17 protein-coding genes and 1 pseudogene are annotated in these 17,006 nt (G+C 60.7%); 8 read left to right on the plus strand and 10 right to left on the minus strand.

The features are described from left to right. The first annotated feature begins 49 nt into the window (after positions 1-49). Complete coding sequence (sstT, locus tag ACKZ62_RS18750; protein ID WP_032886678.1) at positions 50-1,270, plus strand: serine/threonine transporter SstT; 1,221 nt, start codon at positions 50-52, stop codon at positions 1,268-1,270. A gap of 63 nt (positions 1,271-1,333) precedes the next feature. Here the strand turns inward: sstT and ACKZ62_RS18755 are convergent, their stop codons facing one another. Continuing rightward, entirely contained in the window at positions 1,334-1,843 is a 510-nt protein-coding gene (locus ACKZ62_RS18755; protein WP_032886679.1) for a DUF1993 domain-containing protein, read from the minus strand. Positions 1,844-1,960: 117 nt separating this feature from the next. Here ACKZ62_RS18755 and ACKZ62_RS18760 point away from each other — a divergent pair, with 117 nt between their 5' ends. After that, on the plus strand, positions 1,961-2,608 hold the full coding sequence (locus ACKZ62_RS18760; RefSeq protein ID WP_401380538.1) for a YceH family protein: 648 nt from the start codon (positions 1,961-1,963) through the stop codon (positions 2,606-2,608). Positions 2,609-3,053: 445 nt separating this feature from the next. On the opposite strand, the gene ACKZ62_RS18765 is transcribed toward ACKZ62_RS18760, so the two are convergent. After that, positions 3,054-3,872: a shikimate 5-dehydrogenase gene (locus ACKZ62_RS18765; protein ID WP_032886683.1), complete on the minus strand. Its 819-nt coding sequence runs from the start codon at positions 3,870-3,872 to the stop codon at positions 3,054-3,056. A gap of 156 nt (positions 3,873-4,028) precedes the next feature. Between ACKZ62_RS18765 and ACKZ62_RS18770 the strand changes: the two genes are divergently transcribed. From ACKZ62_RS18770 to ACKZ62_RS18780, 3 genes are all read left to right on the plus strand, one after another. Next, entirely contained in the window at positions 4,029-4,382 is a 354-nt protein-coding gene (locus tag ACKZ62_RS18770) for a hypothetical protein (protein ID WP_032886686.1), read from the plus strand. A gap of 233 nt (positions 4,383-4,615) precedes the next feature. Further along, positions 4,616-4,810 (plus strand): hypothetical protein, encoded by a 195-nt coding sequence (locus ACKZ62_RS18775; RefSeq protein ID WP_447095652.1) that lies wholly within the window; start codon positions 4,616-4,618, stop codon positions 4,808-4,810. Positions 4,811-4,902: 92 nt separating this feature from the next. Then, positions 4,903-5,085, plus strand: coding sequence for a hypothetical protein (locus ACKZ62_RS18780; RefSeq protein WP_032886689.1), 183 nt, complete (start codon positions 4,903-4,905; stop codon positions 5,083-5,085). A 3-nt stretch (positions 5,086-5,088) separates the two neighbouring features. Here ACKZ62_RS18780 and ACKZ62_RS18785 read toward each other — a convergent pair whose 3' ends face one another. Further along, complete coding sequence (locus ACKZ62_RS18785; protein ID WP_032886690.1) at positions 5,089-6,156, minus strand: AI-2E family transporter; 1,068 nt, start codon at positions 6,154-6,156, stop codon at positions 5,089-5,091. A gap of 160 nt (positions 6,157-6,316) precedes the next feature. Here ACKZ62_RS18785 and trhP point away from each other — a divergent pair, with 160 nt between their 5' ends. Continuing rightward, positions 6,317-7,630, plus strand: coding sequence for a prephenate-dependent tRNA uridine(34) hydroxylase TrhP (gene trhP, locus ACKZ62_RS18790; RefSeq protein ID WP_442116640.1), 1,314 nt, complete (start codon positions 6,317-6,319; stop codon positions 7,628-7,630). Here the strand turns inward: trhP and ACKZ62_RS18795 are convergent. The 3 genes and pseudogenes from ACKZ62_RS18795 to ACKZ62_RS18805 form a co-directional block, all read right to left on the minus strand. Further along, positions 7,627-8,448, minus strand: coding sequence for a methyl-accepting chemotaxis protein (locus ACKZ62_RS18795; RefSeq protein WP_371260722.1), 822 nt, complete (start codon positions 8,446-8,448; stop codon positions 7,627-7,629). The two genes, trhP and ACKZ62_RS18795, sit on opposite strands and share 4 nt — an antisense overlap. 36 nt (positions 8,449-8,484) lie before the next feature. Continuing rightward, positions 8,485-9,306 (minus strand): annotated as a pseudogene (locus tag ACKZ62_RS18800) (cache domain-containing protein); the annotation flags it as partial. A 61-nt stretch (positions 9,307-9,367) separates the two neighbouring features. Next, complete coding sequence (locus tag ACKZ62_RS18805; RefSeq protein ID WP_181640430.1) at positions 9,368-10,687, minus strand: Na+/H+ antiporter NhaC family protein; 1,320 nt, start codon at positions 10,685-10,687, stop codon at positions 9,368-9,370. A 239-nt stretch (positions 10,688-10,926) separates the two neighbouring features. Between ACKZ62_RS18805 and ACKZ62_RS18810 the strand changes: the two genes are divergently transcribed. Beyond that, positions 10,927-13,074 carry a methyl-accepting chemotaxis protein gene (locus ACKZ62_RS18810; RefSeq protein ID WP_122754037.1) on the plus strand — a complete coding sequence of 716 codons (2,148 nt, stop codon included), beginning with the start codon at positions 10,927-10,929 and terminating at the stop codon, positions 13,072-13,074. 13 nt (positions 13,075-13,087) lie between these two features. Here ACKZ62_RS18810 and ACKZ62_RS18815 read toward each other — a convergent pair whose 3' ends face one another. Genes ACKZ62_RS18815 through ACKZ62_RS18830 form a run of 4 tightly spaced genes read right to left on the minus strand, consistent with a single transcriptional unit; the run spans position 13,088 to position 15,718 of the window. Next, positions 13,088-14,440: a sensor histidine kinase gene (locus ACKZ62_RS18815; protein WP_032886697.1), complete on the minus strand. Its 1,353-nt coding sequence runs from the start codon at positions 14,438-14,440 to the stop codon at positions 13,088-13,090. Beyond that, positions 14,437-15,105, minus strand: coding sequence for a response regulator transcription factor (locus tag ACKZ62_RS18820; protein WP_032886699.1), 669 nt, complete (start codon positions 15,103-15,105; stop codon positions 14,437-14,439). Before ACKZ62_RS18820 ends, ACKZ62_RS18815 begins: the two co-directional genes overlap by 4 nt. Further along, complete coding sequence (locus tag ACKZ62_RS18825) at positions 15,105-15,416, minus strand: PepSY domain-containing protein (protein ID WP_032886701.1); 312 nt, start codon at positions 15,414-15,416, stop codon at positions 15,105-15,107. The genes ACKZ62_RS18820 and ACKZ62_RS18825 overlap by 1 nt, the downstream gene beginning before the upstream one ends. Further along, complete coding sequence (locus tag ACKZ62_RS18830) at positions 15,416-15,718, minus strand: PepSY domain-containing protein (protein ID WP_032886703.1); 303 nt, start codon at positions 15,716-15,718, stop codon at positions 15,416-15,418. Before ACKZ62_RS18830 ends, ACKZ62_RS18825 begins: the two co-directional genes overlap by 1 nt. 158 nt (positions 15,719-15,876) lie before the next feature. On the opposite strand from ACKZ62_RS18830, the gene ACKZ62_RS18835 reads away from it, so the two are divergent. Continuing rightward, on the plus strand, positions 15,877-16,956 hold the full coding sequence (locus ACKZ62_RS18835; RefSeq protein WP_181640403.1) for a patatin-like phospholipase domain-containing protein: 1,080 nt from the start codon (positions 15,877-15,879) through the stop codon (positions 16,954-16,956). Positions 16,957-17,006: the final 50 nt, after the last annotated feature.

A 17,006-nucleotide genomic window follows, 5' to 3' on the forward strand; every position in this document is an offset into this window, starting at 1 on the left:
TTTCGCCTGCAATGCTGCGCCCTACTAAAAAAACTAGAGACAACTGTTTATGACTCCTGCCCCTTCCCTCCTCCAACGGCTGACACGCGTCAGCCTGGTCACGCAAATCGTCATCGGTTTGATCGCCGGCATTCTGCTGGCATTGCTGTTGCCTGAAGCCGCCAGAGCCACCGGATTTATCGGCAAAGTGTTTGTCGCCGCGCTCAAGGCAGTCGCGCCGATATTGGTGTTTGTGCTGGTGATGGCCTCGATAGCCAACCATAAACACGGCCAGGAAACCCATATCAAACCGATTCTGTTCCTGTATTTGCTGGGCACATTCGCCGCCGCCGTGGTGGCGGTGATTGCAAGCATGTGGTTTCCCTCGCCGTTGGTGCTCGTCACCCATGACGCCGCCGTCAGCGCTCCCGGCGGTATCGACGAGGTGCTGCAAAGCCTGCTGCTCAGCGTCGTGGACAACCCGATCAGCGCGCTGATGAACGCCAACTTCATCGGCATCCTGGCCTGGGCGATCGGCATGGGCATCGCCATTCGCCATGCGGGCGAAACCACCCGCACCGTGCTCGACGACCTCTCCAACGGCGTGACCCTGATCGTGCGCGTAGTTATCCGCTTCGCCCCCCTGGGTATTTTCGGCCTGGTCGCCTCGACCCTTGCCACTTCCGGTTTCGGCGCCCTGCTCGGCTACGCGCACCTGCTGCTGGTATTGATCGGCTGCATGCTGTTCGTGGCCTTGGTGGTCAACCCGGCTATCGTGTTCTGGAAGCTGCGCCGCAACCCCTATCCGCTGGTGTTGATGTGCCTTCGCGAGAGCGGCATCACCGCGTTCTTCACCCGCAGCTCCGCAGCGAACATTCCGGTAAACCTGGCGTTGAGCAAACGCCTGGGCTTGCATGAAGACACCTATTCAGTGTCGATCCCGCTGGGTGCCACCATCAACATGGCCGGCGCCGCGATCACCATCACCGTGCTGACCCTGGCCGCCGTGCATACCCTGGGCATCAATGTCGACCTGCCGACCGCCGTGCTGCTTAGCGTGGTCGCGGCCGTGTGTGCGTGTGGCGCATCAGGCGTGGCCGGGGGTTCGCTGTTGCTGATCCCGCTGGCGTGCAGCCTGTTCGGTATTCCGAGTGAAATCGCCATGCAGGTGGTGGCCGTCGGCTTCATCATCGGTGTGCTGCAGGATTCGGCGGAAACTGCGCTCAACTCCTCCACCGATGTGCTGTTCACCGCCGCTGCGTGCCTGGGCAAGGAAGAGCAACCAGCTTAACGTTCGCGCACAAAAAAACCGGGGCGATTCCAGAGGGAACTGCCCCGGTTTTTTTATGGAAGCTTAGAACGCGCCCATGTAGTCACGCTTGCCCACTTCAACGCCGTTATGGCGCAGCAAGGCGTAAGCGGTGGTGACGTGGAAGAAGAACTGCGGCAGGCCGTAGGTCAGCAGGTAGGACTGGCCGCTGAAGCGCTTCTCTTTCGGGGTGCCTGGGCGGGTGATGATCTCGATACCTTCTTTGCCGTCGACTTGCTCAGGCTTGATGGTGTCGACAAACGCCAGGACCTTGGCGATCAGCGCTTGCAGGTCGGCGAAGGTCACTTCGCTGTCTTCGTATTTAGGCACTTCGATCTCGGCCAGGCGCGCAGAAACGCCTTTGGCGAAGTCGACGGCGATCTGCACCTGGCGCACCAGTGCGAACATGTCCGGGAACAGACGCGCTTGCAACAGAGCGTTGGGTTCGATGTTCTTGGCAGTAGCGTGGGCTTCGGCCTTGTTCAGCACATCGCTGAGGGCGTTAAGCATTTGCTTGAAGACTGGGATGGAGGCGGCGTACAGGGAAATAGTCATGACAGTCTCATCGGTAATGGCAGGGTTGGAACCAGCGGCGATTATAGCCATGCCCGGCGCTTGTCTTTTATTTTTTCAGGATTACGCTAGTGGCCTTCACTGCATAGGGAACGCGCGATGACCGCCGAGCACGACACCGACACCCCTGAGCCGCGCCTGAACAGCACGGAAATCCGCATTCTGGGCTGCCTGATCGAAAAACAGGCAACCAACCCGGAGACCTACCCCCTGACCCTCAACGCCCTGGTGCTGGCCTGCAACCAGAAGACCAGCCGTGAACCAGTGACAAACCTCAGCCAAGGCCAGGTCGGGCAAAGCCTGCGCGTACTGGAAGGCCAAGGCTTTACCCGCCTGGTGATGGGCAGCCGCGCAGACCGTTGGGAACACCGTGTGGACAAGACACTGGAGCTGGTACCGGCGCAGGTGATCCTGATCGGGCTGCTGTTTTTACGTGGCCCGCAGACCGTCAATGAACTACTGACCCGCAGCGGACGCATGCATGATTTCGAAGATGCCGAGCAGGTGGTGCACCAACTGGAACGCCTGATTGCACGCGGGTTGGCGCTGCTGGTGCCGCGTCAGGCGGGGCAGCGGGAAGATCGGTATACCCATGCGCTTGGGGATCCGGCGGATATCGAGGTAATCATCGCGGCGCGAGGGAATCCTGTGGAGCGCGGGGCTGGAGTGTCTGTGGAGCGTATTGAAGAGCTGGAAGCGCGGATCGCAGCGCTGGAAGAGCGCCTCGCACAGCTGGAACAGGCATAACTCGGTAAAAACTGTGGGAGGGGGCGGTTCAGTTGGATCAGATTTGACTGACACACTGCTATCGGGAGCAAGCCCCCTCCCACAGTTGAGTGGATTCCAGTCCGGCAATGTGTTGATCGTGAATGCGTAAAGTTAAAGCTAAGTAACTGCCCGCTGAAGATCAACATGTGGGAGGGGGCTTGCTCCCGATGGCGGTGCTTCAGTTGGAACAGCTTGTACTGACTCAGCACTATCGGGAGCAAGCCCCCTCCCACAGTTGAGTGGATTCCAGTCCGGCAATGTGTTGATCGTGAATGCGTAAGGTTAAAGCTAAGTAACTGACCCCCAGGAGATCAATATGTGGGAGGGGGCTTGCTCCCGATGGCGGTGGTTCAGCTGGAACAGCTTGTACTAACTCAGCGCTATCGGGAGCAAGCCCCCTCCCACAGTTGATTACCAGCGATCTTCAGCTCCGGGCAAAAGCCACGGCTTTTTCGAACTGTTCCGGGGTCGGCCGCACGCCCGTGTAGAGCACAAACTGTTCCAGCGCCTGGATTGCAATCACTTCCAGCCCAGTAATGACGCGCTTACCTTGGGCCCGTCCACGCACGATCAACGGCGTTTCGGCGGGAATCGCCACCACGTCGAAAACAGTCTCGGCGTTATCAACCGCATCCGCTTCAAACGCCAACGCATCTGCCTCGGCGCCGCCGGTCATGCCAATCGGTGTCACGTTGACCAGCATCTGCGGGCGCAGGTCGCCCAGTTCAGCCAGCCACTCATACCCCAGGCTCTGCGCCAGCGCCTTGCCCGTTGCTTCATTGCGCGCCACGATTACGCCATTGGCATAACCGCCGTCACGCAAGGCGCTGGCCACGGCCTTGGCCATACCGCCGCTGCCGCGCAGGGCGAACGTGGAGTCTTTGGGCACATCGTGCTTTTTCAGCAATTGCTCGATGGCGATGTAATCCGTGTTGTAAGCCTTCAGATGCCCGCCGGTATTGACGATGGTGTTGAGGGAGGCGATGGCCTGAACCGAATCGTCGAGTTCGTCCACCAAGGCAATAGCGGCCTCCTTGAACGGCATCGACACCCCGCAACCACGAATGCCCAACGCCCGGATACCGCCTATCGCTCCCGATAAATCCTGGCTGCTGAACGCCTTATAGTAGAAATTCAGACCCAACTGTTCGTACAGGTGGTTATGAAAACGCAGGCCAAAATTCCCGGGGCGGGCCGACAATGACATGCACAGCTGGGTGTCCTTGTTGGGGTGCATCTGCATGGATAACTCCTTTGAGTAAGCAAATCGGTACAGACCTTACACAACCTTTACCTAGCGGCCGTGCTGTTTTTCAGAAATACGTTGTCTTAAAAGTATCCCCGCGACATTACTTGAGTCTATTGACTGCAGACCACAAGCGCAGGGGCCAACCGAGGAATGACCATGATTCGTAAACTCCCCAAGATCGCCTTGCTGGTAGGTGCACTCGCTATGGCCGGCCAAGCCTCCGCCCACGGTGGTGGATGGGGTGGCCCGGCCGTCTTGGGTGCACTGGTCGGCGCCGCCGTGGTGGGCTCCGTAGTTGCCAGCCAACCCCGTGAGGTCTATGTGCAGCAGCCGGTGTACGTGCAACCGCAGCCGGTGTATGCCGCGCCGCCACCGGTCTACTACGCACCGCCTCCACCTGTGTATGTGCAGCAAGAGGTGTATTACCGCCCGGCTCCCGTCTATTACGGCCCACCGCGTGGTTATTACGGCCCTCCCCACGGCTACTACCGTCACGGCTGGTAAGCCCTTATCTTCATGTTCGAAACAGGCCTCGCCCAACAAGCGAGGCCTTTTTTGTACACAACGACCGGATTTATCGTGCCAAGGTCGCTCTGAGGACAATGGCCAAGCGACAATCGCGCACTATTCAGTTCGAAAGTCTACTTGCCCGACCGGGGCTCACGCTGTCATGTTTGTGTCACGACACACTCCCACTATCCATGCAGTCCACCCAATAACAACAAGGACGACAGACCATGCCCACACAAAACCCGCACCGCACCGCTGGCCTCTGTACGTCCAGCAAGGTTTACAGCGCCCTCACGGAACTCAAGCACCTGGAAGGCCACCGCACCGCAAAATTCCTGGCGTTGCTGGCGGAAAACCTCGTGCTCAAAGGTCTGCTCAATGAGCAGGAAGTGGTGAGCATGCTCGATCAGGTAGTCGACTGACGTCTCTTGTTGATGTCGACTATTGAGCCAGGTGATTTTTCTTAAGCCGCCAGGCCCCTTAAGGTGACCCCCATAGCGATTGGAGGCCCCTTATGCCAACTGTTCAAATCATGTCTGTCATCGGCAGCGCCGTCCCCGCCCCTCTTCGGGAGCTGGGTTTGCTTGCCTGCTGGTACCTGGTACGCGACGGCGAAACCATCAGCGGCCCACTCACGTCCCTGTCCGCCGCCGAAAAACAACTGCAAAACGCCTCGAATTTCCGGCTCCACGCCTGAGACTTATGGCAATGGCAGCTTGACCCGAGGCTTACTTTCGACAAACAGCGCCCAACTGGACATGAACAGCGCCGCCACCAGCGGCCCTATCACAAACCCGTTGAGGCCAAACACCGATAAGCCGCCCAGCGTCGAGATCAGGATCAGGTAGTCCGGCATCCTGGTGTCTTTGCCCACCAGGATCGGGCGCAGCACGTTGTCCACCAGCCCAATCACAAACACGCCAAACAAGCTCAACACGATGCCCTGCCAAATCGAACCGCTCAGCAGGAAGTAGGCGGCCACAGGCCCCCACACAATCCCCGCGCCCACCGCTGGCAGCAACGACAGAAACGCCATCAATACCGCCCAGAGCAACGCACTGGGAATGTCCAGGAACCAGAAAATCAAACCACCCAGTGCCCCTTGAGTCACGGCCACCAACACGTTGCCCTTGACCGTGGCACGCACCACCCGATTGAACTTCAGCTGCAACCGGCGCTTCTGCGGCTCGGCCAGCGGCACTGCCGTTCGCACTTTGCGCACCAGTTCCGGACCGTCGCGCAGCAGGAAAAACAGCAGATACAGCATGATGAAAAAACTCACCAGGAAATCAAACGTGCCCTGCCCAAAGCTGAACGCCTGCGACGCGAAGAACTGGCTGCCCTGCATCGCGCTCTTGACGATATTCTCACGCAGCCCCTCAAGGTTACCCATGCCAAAGCGGTCCAGCAGGTGCTGGAAGTAAGGCGGCAGGAAGTGCTTGAACTGCTCGATATAACCGGCCACGTCGAGCTTGCCACTCTCGATGTTTTTGTAGAGCGTCGCGCCCTCTTGCACGAGCAAGGCGCTGGTGATGATCACCGGCAGGATCGCGATCACCAGGCACACCATTAAGGTACTCAGGGATGTAAGGTTGCGGTTCCAGCCGAACCGCTGCTGCAGGCGGCGCTGCATGGGGGCAAAGATGATGCCGAGGATCACGGCCCAAAACACCGCACCGTAGAACGGCAGCAATATCCAGATAAAGGCGATGGTCACCAGGACCAGCAGCAGCAACAGGGTTTTGAATTGCAGGTTGGTTTGATTCATGTTCGATCCATGTCAAAAAAGCAGGGCGCGCGTTTGCGTCCCGGTGCTTAGTCCCCCGCAACTCCTGGGAGTGCCATCTTTGTTGAGGTAAGCGTAGACCCAGATCAATAAAGCCTTGCGCCGCTTCAACTACCCTCGCGCCTTTTTGCGACCCAAGCCCATGCCTCCTATCATCGCCCCCGAACTGCTCGCCCCCGCCGGCACCCTGAAAAACATGCGCTACGCCTTCGCCTACGGCGCCGATGCGGTGTACGCCGGCCAGCCGCGCTACAGCCTGCGCGTGCGCAACAACGAATTCGACCACGCCAACCTGGCCCTCGGCATTGACGAGGCTCATGCACAGGGCAAGCGCTTTTACGTGGTGGTCAACATCGCGCCGCACAACGCCAAACTCAAAACCTTCCTCAAGGACTTGGCCCCGGTCATCGCCATGGGCCCGGACGCACTGATCATGTCTGACCCTGGCCTGATCATGCTGGTACGTCGGCATTTTCCGATGATGCCGATTCACTTGTCAGTGCAGGCCAATACGGTGAACTGGGCCAGCGTGGAGTTCTGGCAGCAGCAAGGGATTTGCCGAGTGATCCTGTCGCGGGAACTGTCACTGGAAGAGATCGAAGAAATCCGCCAGCAAGTGCCGGCCATGGAGCTGGAGGTGTTTGTGCACGGCGCCCTGTGCATGGCCTATTCCGGGCGCTGTCTACTCTCGGGCTACATGAACAAGCGCGACGCCAATCAAGGCAGTTGCACCAATGCCTGTCGCTGGAAATACCAGGCCACACCGGCGGTGGAGAACGCCACGGGGGATATCGTCCAGGAGTATCAGCCGACCCTCGGGATTGGCGCACCGACTGATCAGGTGTTCCTGTTGCAGGAGGCCAACCGTCCCGATGAGCAGATGCCCGCCTTCGAAGACGAACACGGCACCTACATCATGAACGCCAAGGACCTGCGCGCGGTGCAGCACGTAGAACGCCTGACTCACATGGGTGTGCATTCGCTGAAAATCGAAGGCCGCACCAAGTCCCACTTCTACTGCGCACGCACCACCCAGGTGTATCGCCAGGCCATTGATGATGCAGTGGCCGGTCGCGCGTTTGATCGCGGCTTGATGATTAATCTGGAGTCCCTGGCCCAACGCGGCTACACCGAGGGTTTTCTGCGCCGCCATGTGCACGATGAATACCAGAACTACCAGAACGGCAGCTCAGTGTCCGAGCGCCAGCAGTTTGTGGGCGAGTTGACCGGCGAGCGCCGGGGCGACCTGGCCGAGGTCAAGGTTAAAAACCGCTTTGCCGTGGGTAATCACCTGGAGCTGATGACCCCCGCCGGCAATTTCCACTTTGACCTGGCCGACTTGCGCAACGCCAAGGGCGAAGCCATCGAGGTAGCGCCGGGAGACGGACACACAGTGTATGTGCCGCTCCCAGCCCAGATGGACTTGCGCTTCGGCTTGCTGATGCGCGACGTTTAAATCCGGAACTGCCCGACCAATTGCCCCAAACGATGCCCCAGATCCGCCAGGCTGCGAGAGGTCTGGGCGCCCAATTGGGTTTCGTCTGCCACGCTGTCCACCGCCACGGCAATCTGGTGCACGCTGCGGTTGATCTCTTCGGCCACAGCGGTCTGTTCTTCGGCGGCGCTGGCGATCTGTGCGTTCATTGAATTAATGGTGCCGATCAACTGGGCCATGGTGTCCAGGGATGCGCCAGCCTGATTGGCCTGGGCCGAAGTGCCGTCACCGGCATCGCTGGAGCGGCGCATCGCGTCCACGGCGGCGACCGTGCCTTTTTGCAGGCGGTCGATCATGCCCTGGATTTCCTGGGTGCTGGTCTGGGTGCGACTGGCGAGGGCACGTACTTCGTCGGCGACCACCGCAAAACCACGGCCGGCCTCCCCTGCCCGCGCGGCTTCAATCGCCGCGTTCAGGGCCAACAGGTTGGTCTGCTCGGCAATCGAACGGATTACGCTCAATACGCTGACAATCGACGCCACATCCTGCTGCAGGCTGTCGAGGGATACGCCGCTGCTGCGGATATCGCTCACCAGTGCATGGATCTGCGCGATGCTGCCGTCCACCACCCGCTTGGCGGCCTGGCCTTCGGCGTCGGTCTGTTGCGCCGCCACGGAGGCGCCCTGGGCACTGCGCGCCACTTCTTGCGCAGCCGAGGACATCTGGTTGATCGCGGTGGCCACCTGGTCGGTCTCGTGGCGCTGGCGTTCCATGGCCTGCTCCGAGCGCTGGGCCTGGTCGGACACCTGGCTCACCAGCCCGGTCAGTTGCGCGGTCATTTCGGTGATCTGGCGCACCAGGCCGTGGATCTTGTCGACAAACCGGTTAAACGCGCCGGCCAGCTCGCCCAACTCATCCTGACTGGTGATGGCCAGGCGGCGGGTCAAGTCGCCTTCACCGGCCGCGATGTCATCAAGGTTGGCTTTCATCAGGTGCAGCGGACGCAGGATGGTATTGGCCAGCAGCATGCCCACGGCGGCAATCACCAACAGCACCACCGCGGCCACGCCAAGGATGCTCAGCAACACGCCTTCCATGCGCTTTTCTACCTTGGCCTCGACCACTGCCACCTGGGCTTCGATGCCGTCCAGGTTCACCGAGGTACCGATGACCATGTCCCACTTGGGCAGGTATTCGGTGTAGCCGAGCTTGGGCACCAGTTCGGTCTGGCCGGGTTGGGTGGAGCTGTATTGCAGGTAGTGGCTGCCGTCCTTACCGACCTTGACCAAGTCGCGGTTGACGTAGACGCCGTTGGGGTCACGGTTGTCCTTGAAACTCTTGCCCACGCCGTCGGGGCTGTTGCCCTTGAACAGGCGGATGGTCTCGGAGTCGTAGCCGAAGAAGTAACCGTCCTTGCCGTAGCGGGTGTTGGACAGCAGCTTGACCACCTCGGCGCGCGCCGCTGTGTCGCCAGGTGCGGCAGCGTCGTAAAGCGGCTTGATGGTGGTCATGGCCACTTCTACATAACTTTGCAGAGTGGCCTTGGCGTCGTTGAGCAGGCGCTGGCGGGTTTCATCCACCTCGTTGCGCGCCTGCCCCTGGAGGATCCATACGGTGGTCAGGCTGATCACCACGGCAAACAGCAGCACCGGCACGATCGCGAGGGACAGTACTTTGGCCTTCAAATTCAGACGCATGGCTTTTCTCTCTTATTAGGCGACTTGAGAGGTTATCGACCAACGTCAATGAATCTGTAGATCAGAGCGTCATCGCCGCAAACCAGCCAAATGCCAGCAACGGGATGTTGTAGTGCAGGAACGTCGGCACCACGGTGTCCCAGATATGGTGATGCTGGCCGTCGATATTCAGGCCGGAGGTCGGACCGAGTGTCGAGTCCGACGCCGGTGAACCGGCGTCGCCCAGCGCACCCGCCGTACCGACGATGCACACGATGGCCATCGGGCTGAAGCCCAACTGCACACACAGCGGCACAAAAATCGCGGCAAGGATCGGCACCGTGGAAAACGACGAGCCGATGCCCATGGTCACCAACAGGCCCACCAGCAACATCAACAACGCACCGACCCCACGGCTGTGGCCGATGAACGCCGCCGAGGCTTCCACCAGCGAGCGCACGTCGCCGGTGGCCTTGAGCACCTCGGCAAAGCCTGAGGACGCAATCATGATGAAGCCGATCATGGCCATCATCTTCATGCCTTCGGTGAACAGGTCGTCGGTGTCGCGCCAGCGCACAATCCCCGACACCGAGAAGATGAGGAAGCCAGCCAAAGCGCCGATGATCATCGAGTCCAGCCACAGTTGAATGATGAACGCCGAGGCAATCGCCACGCCGGCCACCATCAGGGTCAGCGGGTTGTACTGAACGGCCACTTGCTCGACCCGCTCGATTTTTTCCAGGTCATACACACGTTTTTTGCGGTAGCTGATAAACACCGCCACCAACAAGCCAACCACCATGCCCAGGGCGGGCAGGCTCATGGCGTGGGTCACGTTGACCTGACTGATGTCCACCCCACTGTTGGCCACATTGGCCAGCAGGATCTGGTTTAGGAAGATGTTGCCGAAGCCCACCGGCAGAAACATGTAGGGGGTGATCAGGCCGAAGGTCATCACGCAGGCAACAAGGCGGCGGTCCAGTTGCAGCTTGGTCAGCACGTACAACAGTGGCGGCACCAGCAGCGGGATAAACGCAATGTGGATCGGCAGGATGTTCTGCGATGCAATCGCCACTATCCACAGCAGGCCGATCAACAGCCATTTGACGTGGCTGCCGCCGGTGGCTTCCTGGCGATCGACCAGCAGCAGCGCCTTGTCCGCCAGGGCGTGGGCCAGGCCTGACTTGGCAATCGCCACCGCGAAAGCGCCGAGCAATGCGTAGGACAACGCCACGGTCGCGCCGCCGCCCAAACCGCCGTTGAAGGCTTTGAGCGTGGCTTCGATGCCCAGGCCACCGGTCAACCCGCCCACCAGGGCGCCGACAATGATGGCGATGACCACATGCACGCGGGACAGGCTGAGCACCAGCATGGTGCCGACCGCGGCGATGACTGCGTTAATCATGGTTACCTCAAGCAGAAACATAAAAAACAGGCATGCCCGCGCCCAGGTGGCCATTGGCTGGCGACCCGCGTGCAGGCTTTAAGGAGGTCTTATTAGAGGGCGCGCACTTTGCAGCAGGTAGGGCTACATGTCAAAAAACGACACCGATTTCAGATTTAAATTGATTGTTTGAATAAAGAAGCCTTCACAGCGGCCGATAAACTGACTCTATGTGCTTTCAGGTTAAGGATGTCCCGATGTCGCTCAGGCAGCTCTCCATTCAATGGAAAATCACCCTGCTCGCCGGTCTTTGCCTGCTAGGGATCGTGACCCTACTGGTGGGTTTGTCGCTGTATCGCATGGCGCAAAGCTCGGAGCAGGTCCAGGCGTCCAGCATGCAGATGCTCAACACCTCCGCCCAGGCACGCATCGAAGCCCAGGGCGAAGCGCAGGCGCTGGGTATTCGTCGCCAGTTCATGGATGCCTACCAATACGGCCACGGTTTTTCCCGTCAGGTCCTGTTCCTGCGCGAACAGGCCGAAAAGCGCTTCCTCGATGCCTTCGACACCCGCGAAGACCTGACCCGCCAGGTCAAGGCCGCGCTGCAGGCCAACCCGGACTTGCTGGGTTTGTCCCTGGTGTTTGAAGCCAACGCGCTGGACGGCAAGGACGAGTTGTTCGCCGATCAGGCGGAGTTGGGCAGTAACAACAAGGGCCGCTTCGCCCTGTACTGGTCTCAGCCAACTCCGGGCACACTCACCTCGATGGCGCTGCCTGAAAGCGACATGGCCGACACCAGCATTGGCCCCAGTGGTGAACCGGCAAACGCCTGGTTCACGTGCCCACGCACCACCCTCAAGCCATGCGTGATCGAACCGTACTTTTATATGATCAACGGCCAGAACGTGCTGATGACCAGCATCGTGTTCCCGCTGATGGTCAACGGCAAAGTCATCGCGTCGCTGTCGGTGGACATCAACCTCAACAGCCTCCAGGCCGTGAGCCAACAGGCCAGCAAAAAACTGTACGACGGCCAGACCCAGGTGAGCATCCTCAGCTCCACCGGTTTGCTCGCCGGCTACAGTGCGGATGCCACTCAATTAAGCAAACGCCTGGATCAAGTCGACACCGTCAGCGGCCCTAAAGTGCTCAGTGCATTGGCCAGCGGTCCACAGATCCGCAGCCTGCGCACCGACCGTCAGCTCAAGGTGCTGGCGCCGTTCGCGCCGATCCCCGACGGCAAGCTGTGGGGCGTATTGCTGGATGTGCCGGAAAAAGTCCTGGTCGGCCCAGCCGAAGCACTGAAGGCGCAATTGGATGCCGACAACGCGCGTGGCACGTTGCTGGAACTGGGCCTGGGCCTGCTGGCCGCGGTGATCGGCCTGATCCTGGTATGGCTGATGGCCCGCAGCGTGACGCGACCGATCCTCGGCGTGGCACACATGCTCGAAGACATCGCCAGCGGCGAAGGCGACCTGACACGTCGCCTGGCCTACGACAAGAAGGATGAGTTGGGGCAGCTCGCGGGCTGGTTCAACCGTTTCCTCGACAAGCTGCAGCCGATCATTGCCGAAGTGAAACGCTCGGTGCAGGACGCTCGTGGCACCGCCGACCAATCCGCCGCGATTGCCACGCAGACCAGCGCCGGCATGGAACAGCAGTACCGCCAGGTCGACCAGGTGGCTACCGCCTCCCACGAAATGAGTGCTACCGCCCAGGACGTCGCACGCAGCGCGGCCCAGGCCGCGCAAGCCGCACGCGATGCCGACCAGGCCACCCGCGACGGCCTGACCGTGATCGACCAAACCACCACCAACATCGGCCACCTGGCGGCGGATATGAGCACGGCCATGGCCCAGGTCGAAGGCCTGGCCGCCAATAGCGAAAAAATCGGCTCGGTACTTGAAGTGATTCGCGGCATTGCCGAGCAGACCAACCTGCTGGCGCTCAACGCAGCCATCGAAGCCGCCCGCGCCGGTGAGGCCGGTCGTGGCTTTGCGGTGGTGGCGGATGAAGTGCGCAACCTTGCGCGGCGCACCCAGGAATCGGTGGAAGAAACCCGCCTGGTGATTGAGCAACTGCAAAGCGGCACCGAGGATGTAGTCGGTTCCATGGGCAACAGTTATCGCCAGGCGCAGGGCAGTGTCGAACAGGTCGGCCAAGCCGTGACGGCCCTGCGCCAGATTGGCGATGCGGTCACAGTGATCAGCGACATGAACCTGCAGATCGCCAGCGCCGCCGAAGAGCAAAGCGCGGTGGCCGAGGAGATCAACAACAACGTGGCAACCATTCGCGATGTGACCGAGTCGTTGTCGGAACAAGCCAATGAATCGGCGCGGGTGAGCCAGGCGTTGAACAGCCTGGCGAATCAGCAGCAGGGGTTGATGGACCAGTTCCGCGTCTGAGGGTTGAAGAGGGTCAAATGTGGGAGGGAGCCGGTCGAATCGTCGCACCGCCCCTTCCACAGGGCAATTCGATCAGCACCTTGAGCCCGCCCAGCTCGCTTTCCTGCAACTGCAACACCCCGCCCCACACCTCGACGATATCCCGCACGATCCCCAGCCCCAAACCATGGCCATCAATCTGCTCATCCAGGCGTGTGCCACGGCTGAATACCTGATCGCGCTGGGTTTCGGGGATACCGGGTCCGTCATCCTCAACCACCAGCAGGTAGCTGTTGGCGGTTTCACTGATATTCAGCCGCACATCGGCATCCGCCCATTTGCAGGCGTTGTCCAGCAGGTTGCCGAGCAGTTCCAGTAGGTCTTCCCGGTCCCAAGGCAATTGCAAGCCTGGGGCCGCGTGGTAACTGAGGTCCAAGTGCTCGCCGTGGACCATGTTCAGGGTGGCCAGCAAACCGGGCAGTTCTTTTTCACAGTCGAACAAGGCGCCCGGCAAGGTTTCGCCGGCCAGGCGTGCGCGGTTGAGCTCACGGTTGAGGCGCTGTTGAACCTGCTCCAACTGCTCGCGCAAGAGTTTGCTCAGTTTAGGGTGATCCTTGAGCGCCTCGCTCGACGCAGCGCTCAACAGCACCGCCAGCGGGGTTTTGAGGGCATGGCCCAGGTTGCCGAGGGCATTGCGTGAGCGCTTGAGGCTGTCTTCGGTGTGGGCCAGCAGGTGGTTGATCTGCGCCACCAGCGGCTCCAGCTCCAACGGCACCTGGGTGTCGAGTTGCGAGCGCTGGCCCTGCTGCAATTGGGCGATCTGGTTGCGGGCGGTTTCCAGCGGGCGCAAGGCGCGACGTACGGTGACCCGCTGCAGGATCAATACCAGCAGCAACGCCGCCAACCCCAGCACCAGACCGATCTGACGCATCAGCCGGAAGCTTTCCCGCACGGGTGTGTAGTCCTGAGCCACGCTGATGGAAATTGATTGGCCAAAGCGTTTGTAGTCCGAGCGCAATACCAGCAACTGCTGGCCTTCCGGGCCCAGTTGCAGGTTGCCCTTGAGCCCCACTTCGGGCAGTCGGGGCAACTCCTGATCCCACAGCGAACGGGAACGCCAATGGGTGTCAGCAAAATCGATACGGAAGTAATGCCCGGAAAACGGCCGCTGATAGGCCGGCGAGAGGCGCTGCTCATCCAACTGTACGCCGTTGGGCCCGCGCACCAGCGCCACCAACAGGTTTTCAGCGTCGTTGCGCAACCCCGCTTCCAGGTAGCGCTGCAAACCGGCTTCGAACAACCACAGACTGGTTTGCGCCAACACCAGACCGACGATCACCATCACACTGATCAACCCCAGGCTGAGGCGGCGTTGAATCGACTTCATGCAGGGCTGGCGCCAAAGCGGTAACCCTGGCCGCGCCGGGTTTCGATCACGCTGCGCCCCAATTTGCGGCGCAGGTGATTGACGTGGACTTCCAGCACGTTGGAATCGCGCTCTGTCTCGCCGTCATACAAGTGCTCAGCCAGGTGGCTTTTCGACAGGATCTGTTCGGGGTGCAGCATGAAGTAGCGCAACAGGCGGAATTCGGCGGCGGTCAGTTGGATCTCGTCACCGTCGCGCAGTACGCATTGGCGACCTTCGTCCAGGTGCAGACCAGCGGCCTGCAAGGTGGGCTGGTTGGCCTGGCCGTGGGAACGGCGCAACAGCGCCTGGATGCGCAGGTGCAGTTCTTCGGGGTGAAAGGGTTTACTCAGGTAGTCGTCGGCACCGGCCTTGAGCCCTTCGATCCGTTCTGCCCACGAATCGCGGGCGGTAAGAACGAGCACCGGAGTGGCCAACGCGGCTGCACGCCATTGCGCCAGCACCTCAAGGCCGGGCAAACCGGGCAGGCCGAGGTCGAGGATGATCAGGTCGTAGGGTTCGCTGCGGCCCTGGTAAGCAGCGTCGCGGCCGTCGGCCAGCCAGTCGACGGCATAGCCCTGGCGCTGTAGGCCGGCCAACAATTCATCGGCCAGGGGTACGTTGTCTTCCACCAGGAGCAGGCGCATCAGTCTTCCTCGTCTTTGATCAGTACACCGTTGGTGGCGTCGAGTTTAATCTCACGTACCACACCTTCGGTGGTCACCAACTCCACTTCGTAGGCATATTGGCCGTGTTTTTTCTCAAGCTCGGCTTCCAGCAAACGGGAGCCGGGATACCGCGCCATGGCCTGCTGCAACAGTTGCTCCAGCGGCAGGATCACCCCCTGCTGGCGCAGCGCGAGGGCTTCGTCCTGGTTGAGATCGCGGGCCTGCAAACCTGAGCAGAACACCACCAGCACCAACGCCACTCGACTGCCGGCGCGTAAATTTACCTTCATTACGTATCCTGATGATTCTTGAGAACCTGCCCGGTGAGCGCGTCCAATTCAACATCCCATTCAATGCCGTGGCGATCTTCCAACTCAACCTCGTAGACGTACTTGCCATACGCCTCGTCCAGATCGGTGTCCAGCAGCGTCGAACCGGGGTGCAGGGCCAGGGCCGTGGCTTCCAGTTGGTCAAAGGCGACAATTGTAACAGTGGCGGGCACGGTCAGTGGCTTGTCGGGGTCCACGGCTCCGGCCTGGGACGCCGCGGAGGCGATGATAGCGGCGGCGACCAGAGCAGTGAGGCGTTTCATGATAAGTCTCCATAACACGAAGTTAGTCCTACGCCAGCCACGGTATATGCCGCAACTTAACTGAAACTGAATTGCCACCATGGCAATTTCGGGAAAGGCCTTTTCCCACAACCCGCGAGATTTCCTATACTGCCCCGCTCGCTTCAACAGAGACCGGTATGACAGCCATTCACATCAAGTTTCCCGCCCTGACCCTCAAGGCCGGCACGCGCGCCCTCGCCCGCATCCGCGAACAAGGCCTTAAGCCTGCCGACGTAGGCATCCTCCCCGGTGCGGCTGGCGGCCCCAAGGCTTTGGGCATCCAGGGCCTGGACTTGGCGCTGTTCGGCGACTGGCTGCCCCGCGCACCACGGGAGCGGGCGCTGATAGGCGCATCCATCGGTTCCTGGCGCTTTGCCAGCGCCTGCCTGCCCGACCCGGTGCAAGGCCTGCTGGACCTCGGCCGCTTGTACAACGAGCAGCGTTTTGCCAAAGGCGTGACCATGGCCGAGGTCACCCAGAGCTGCCAGCGCATGCTCGACGACCTACTGGCCGGCCGCGATGCACGCGTACTGGACAATCCCGACTATCGCCTGAATATCATGGTGGTCAAAAGCCACGGCCTGCTTGCCGACGACCATCGCGGGCGCCTGGGTCTGGGCCTGTCAACGGTGATCGCCGACAACCTGCGCGGCCGCGCGCGGCTGTCGCGGCATTTCGAACGGTTGATCATCCATGACCCGCGCCAACTGCCACCGGTGCATCCACTGAAGGATTTCCCATCGCGGTTTCTTGAACTGGATGCAGGCAACCTGCGCCAGGCACTTCTGGCGTCGGGCTCGATCCCGATGGTGATGCAAGGCGTGCGCGACCTGCCCGGCGCAGGCACTGGCACCTACCGCGACGGCGGCCTGCTGGACTACCACCTTGATCTTCCCTACCACGGCGATGACATCGTGCTGTACCCGCATTTTACCGATCGGGTGATCCCCGGCTGGTTCGACAAAGGGCTGCCATGGCGGCGCAGCAATCAGCAGGGATTGCAGGACGTGTTGCTGCTGGCGCCGTCCAAGGACTACCTGGCCCGCCTGCCCCAAGGCAAACTGCCGGACCGCAGCGATTTCAAACGCTTTTTGGGCGACGACAAAAGCCGCAATAAGTACTGGCAAACCGCGATGAGCGAGAGCCAGCGGTTGGGGGATGAGTTTCTGCAACTGGCGGATAACGGAGGCCTGGGCGAGCGCTTGCAGGCGCTTTGACCCAGCGGTATGCGCGGCGCGTGATCAAGCTGTTAAACTCGCCGCCTGCC

Source organism: Pseudomonas sivasensis, from assembly GCF_052938085.1.

What these genes read in the sequence shown, in the direction of transcription:
- sstT (WP_032886678.1), top strand. Translation starts at nt 50, where the DNA reads ATGACTCCTGCCCCTTCCCTCCTCCAACGGCTGACACGCGTCAGCCTG.
- ACKZ62_RS18755 (WP_032886679.1), bottom strand. Translation starts at nt 1,843, where the DNA reads ATGACTATTTCCCTGTACGCCGCCTCCATCCCAGTCTTCAAGCAAATG.
- ACKZ62_RS18760 (WP_401380538.1), top strand. Translation starts at nt 1,961, where the DNA reads ATGACCGCCGAGCACGACACCGACACCCCTGAGCCGCGCCTGAACAGC.
- ACKZ62_RS18765 (WP_032886683.1), bottom strand. Translation starts at nt 3,872, where the DNA reads ATGCAGATGCACCCCAACAAGGACACCCAGCTGTGCATGTCATTGTCG.
- ACKZ62_RS18770 (WP_032886686.1), top strand. Translation starts at nt 4,029, where the DNA reads ATGACCATGATTCGTAAACTCCCCAAGATCGCCTTGCTGGTAGGTGCA.
- ACKZ62_RS18775 (WP_447095652.1), top strand. Translation starts at nt 4,616, where the DNA reads ATGCCCACACAAAACCCGCACCGCACCGCTGGCCTCTGTACGTCCAGC.
- ACKZ62_RS18780 (WP_032886689.1), top strand. Translation starts at nt 4,903, where the DNA reads ATGCCAACTGTTCAAATCATGTCTGTCATCGGCAGCGCCGTCCCCGCC.
- ACKZ62_RS18785 (WP_032886690.1), bottom strand. Translation starts at nt 6,156, where the DNA reads ATGAATCAAACCAACCTGCAATTCAAAACCCTGTTGCTGCTGCTGGTC.
- trhP (WP_442116640.1), top strand. Translation starts at nt 6,317, where the DNA reads ATGCCTCCTATCATCGCCCCCGAACTGCTCGCCCCCGCCGGCACCCTG.
- ACKZ62_RS18795 (WP_371260722.1), bottom strand. Translation starts at nt 8,448, where the DNA reads ATGACCGCGCAACTGACCGGGCTGGTGAGCCAGGTGTCCGACCAGGCC.
- ACKZ62_RS18810 (WP_122754037.1), top strand. Translation starts at nt 10,927, where the DNA reads ATGTCGCTCAGGCAGCTCTCCATTCAATGGAAAATCACCCTGCTCGCC.
- ACKZ62_RS18815 (WP_032886697.1), bottom strand. Translation starts at nt 14,440, where the DNA reads ATGAAGTCGATTCAACGCCGCCTCAGCCTGGGGTTGATCAGTGTGATG.
- ACKZ62_RS18820 (WP_032886699.1), bottom strand. Translation starts at nt 15,105, where the DNA reads ATGCGCCTGCTCCTGGTGGAAGACAACGTACCCCTGGCCGATGAATTG.
- ACKZ62_RS18825 (WP_032886701.1), bottom strand. Translation starts at nt 15,416, where the DNA reads ATGAAGGTAAATTTACGCGCCGGCAGTCGAGTGGCGTTGGTGCTGGTG.
- ACKZ62_RS18830 (WP_032886703.1), bottom strand. Translation starts at nt 15,718, where the DNA reads ATGAAACGCCTCACTGCTCTGGTCGCCGCCGCTATCATCGCCTCCGCG.
- ACKZ62_RS18835 (WP_181640403.1), top strand. Translation starts at nt 15,877, where the DNA reads ATGACAGCCATTCACATCAAGTTTCCCGCCCTGACCCTCAAGGCCGGC.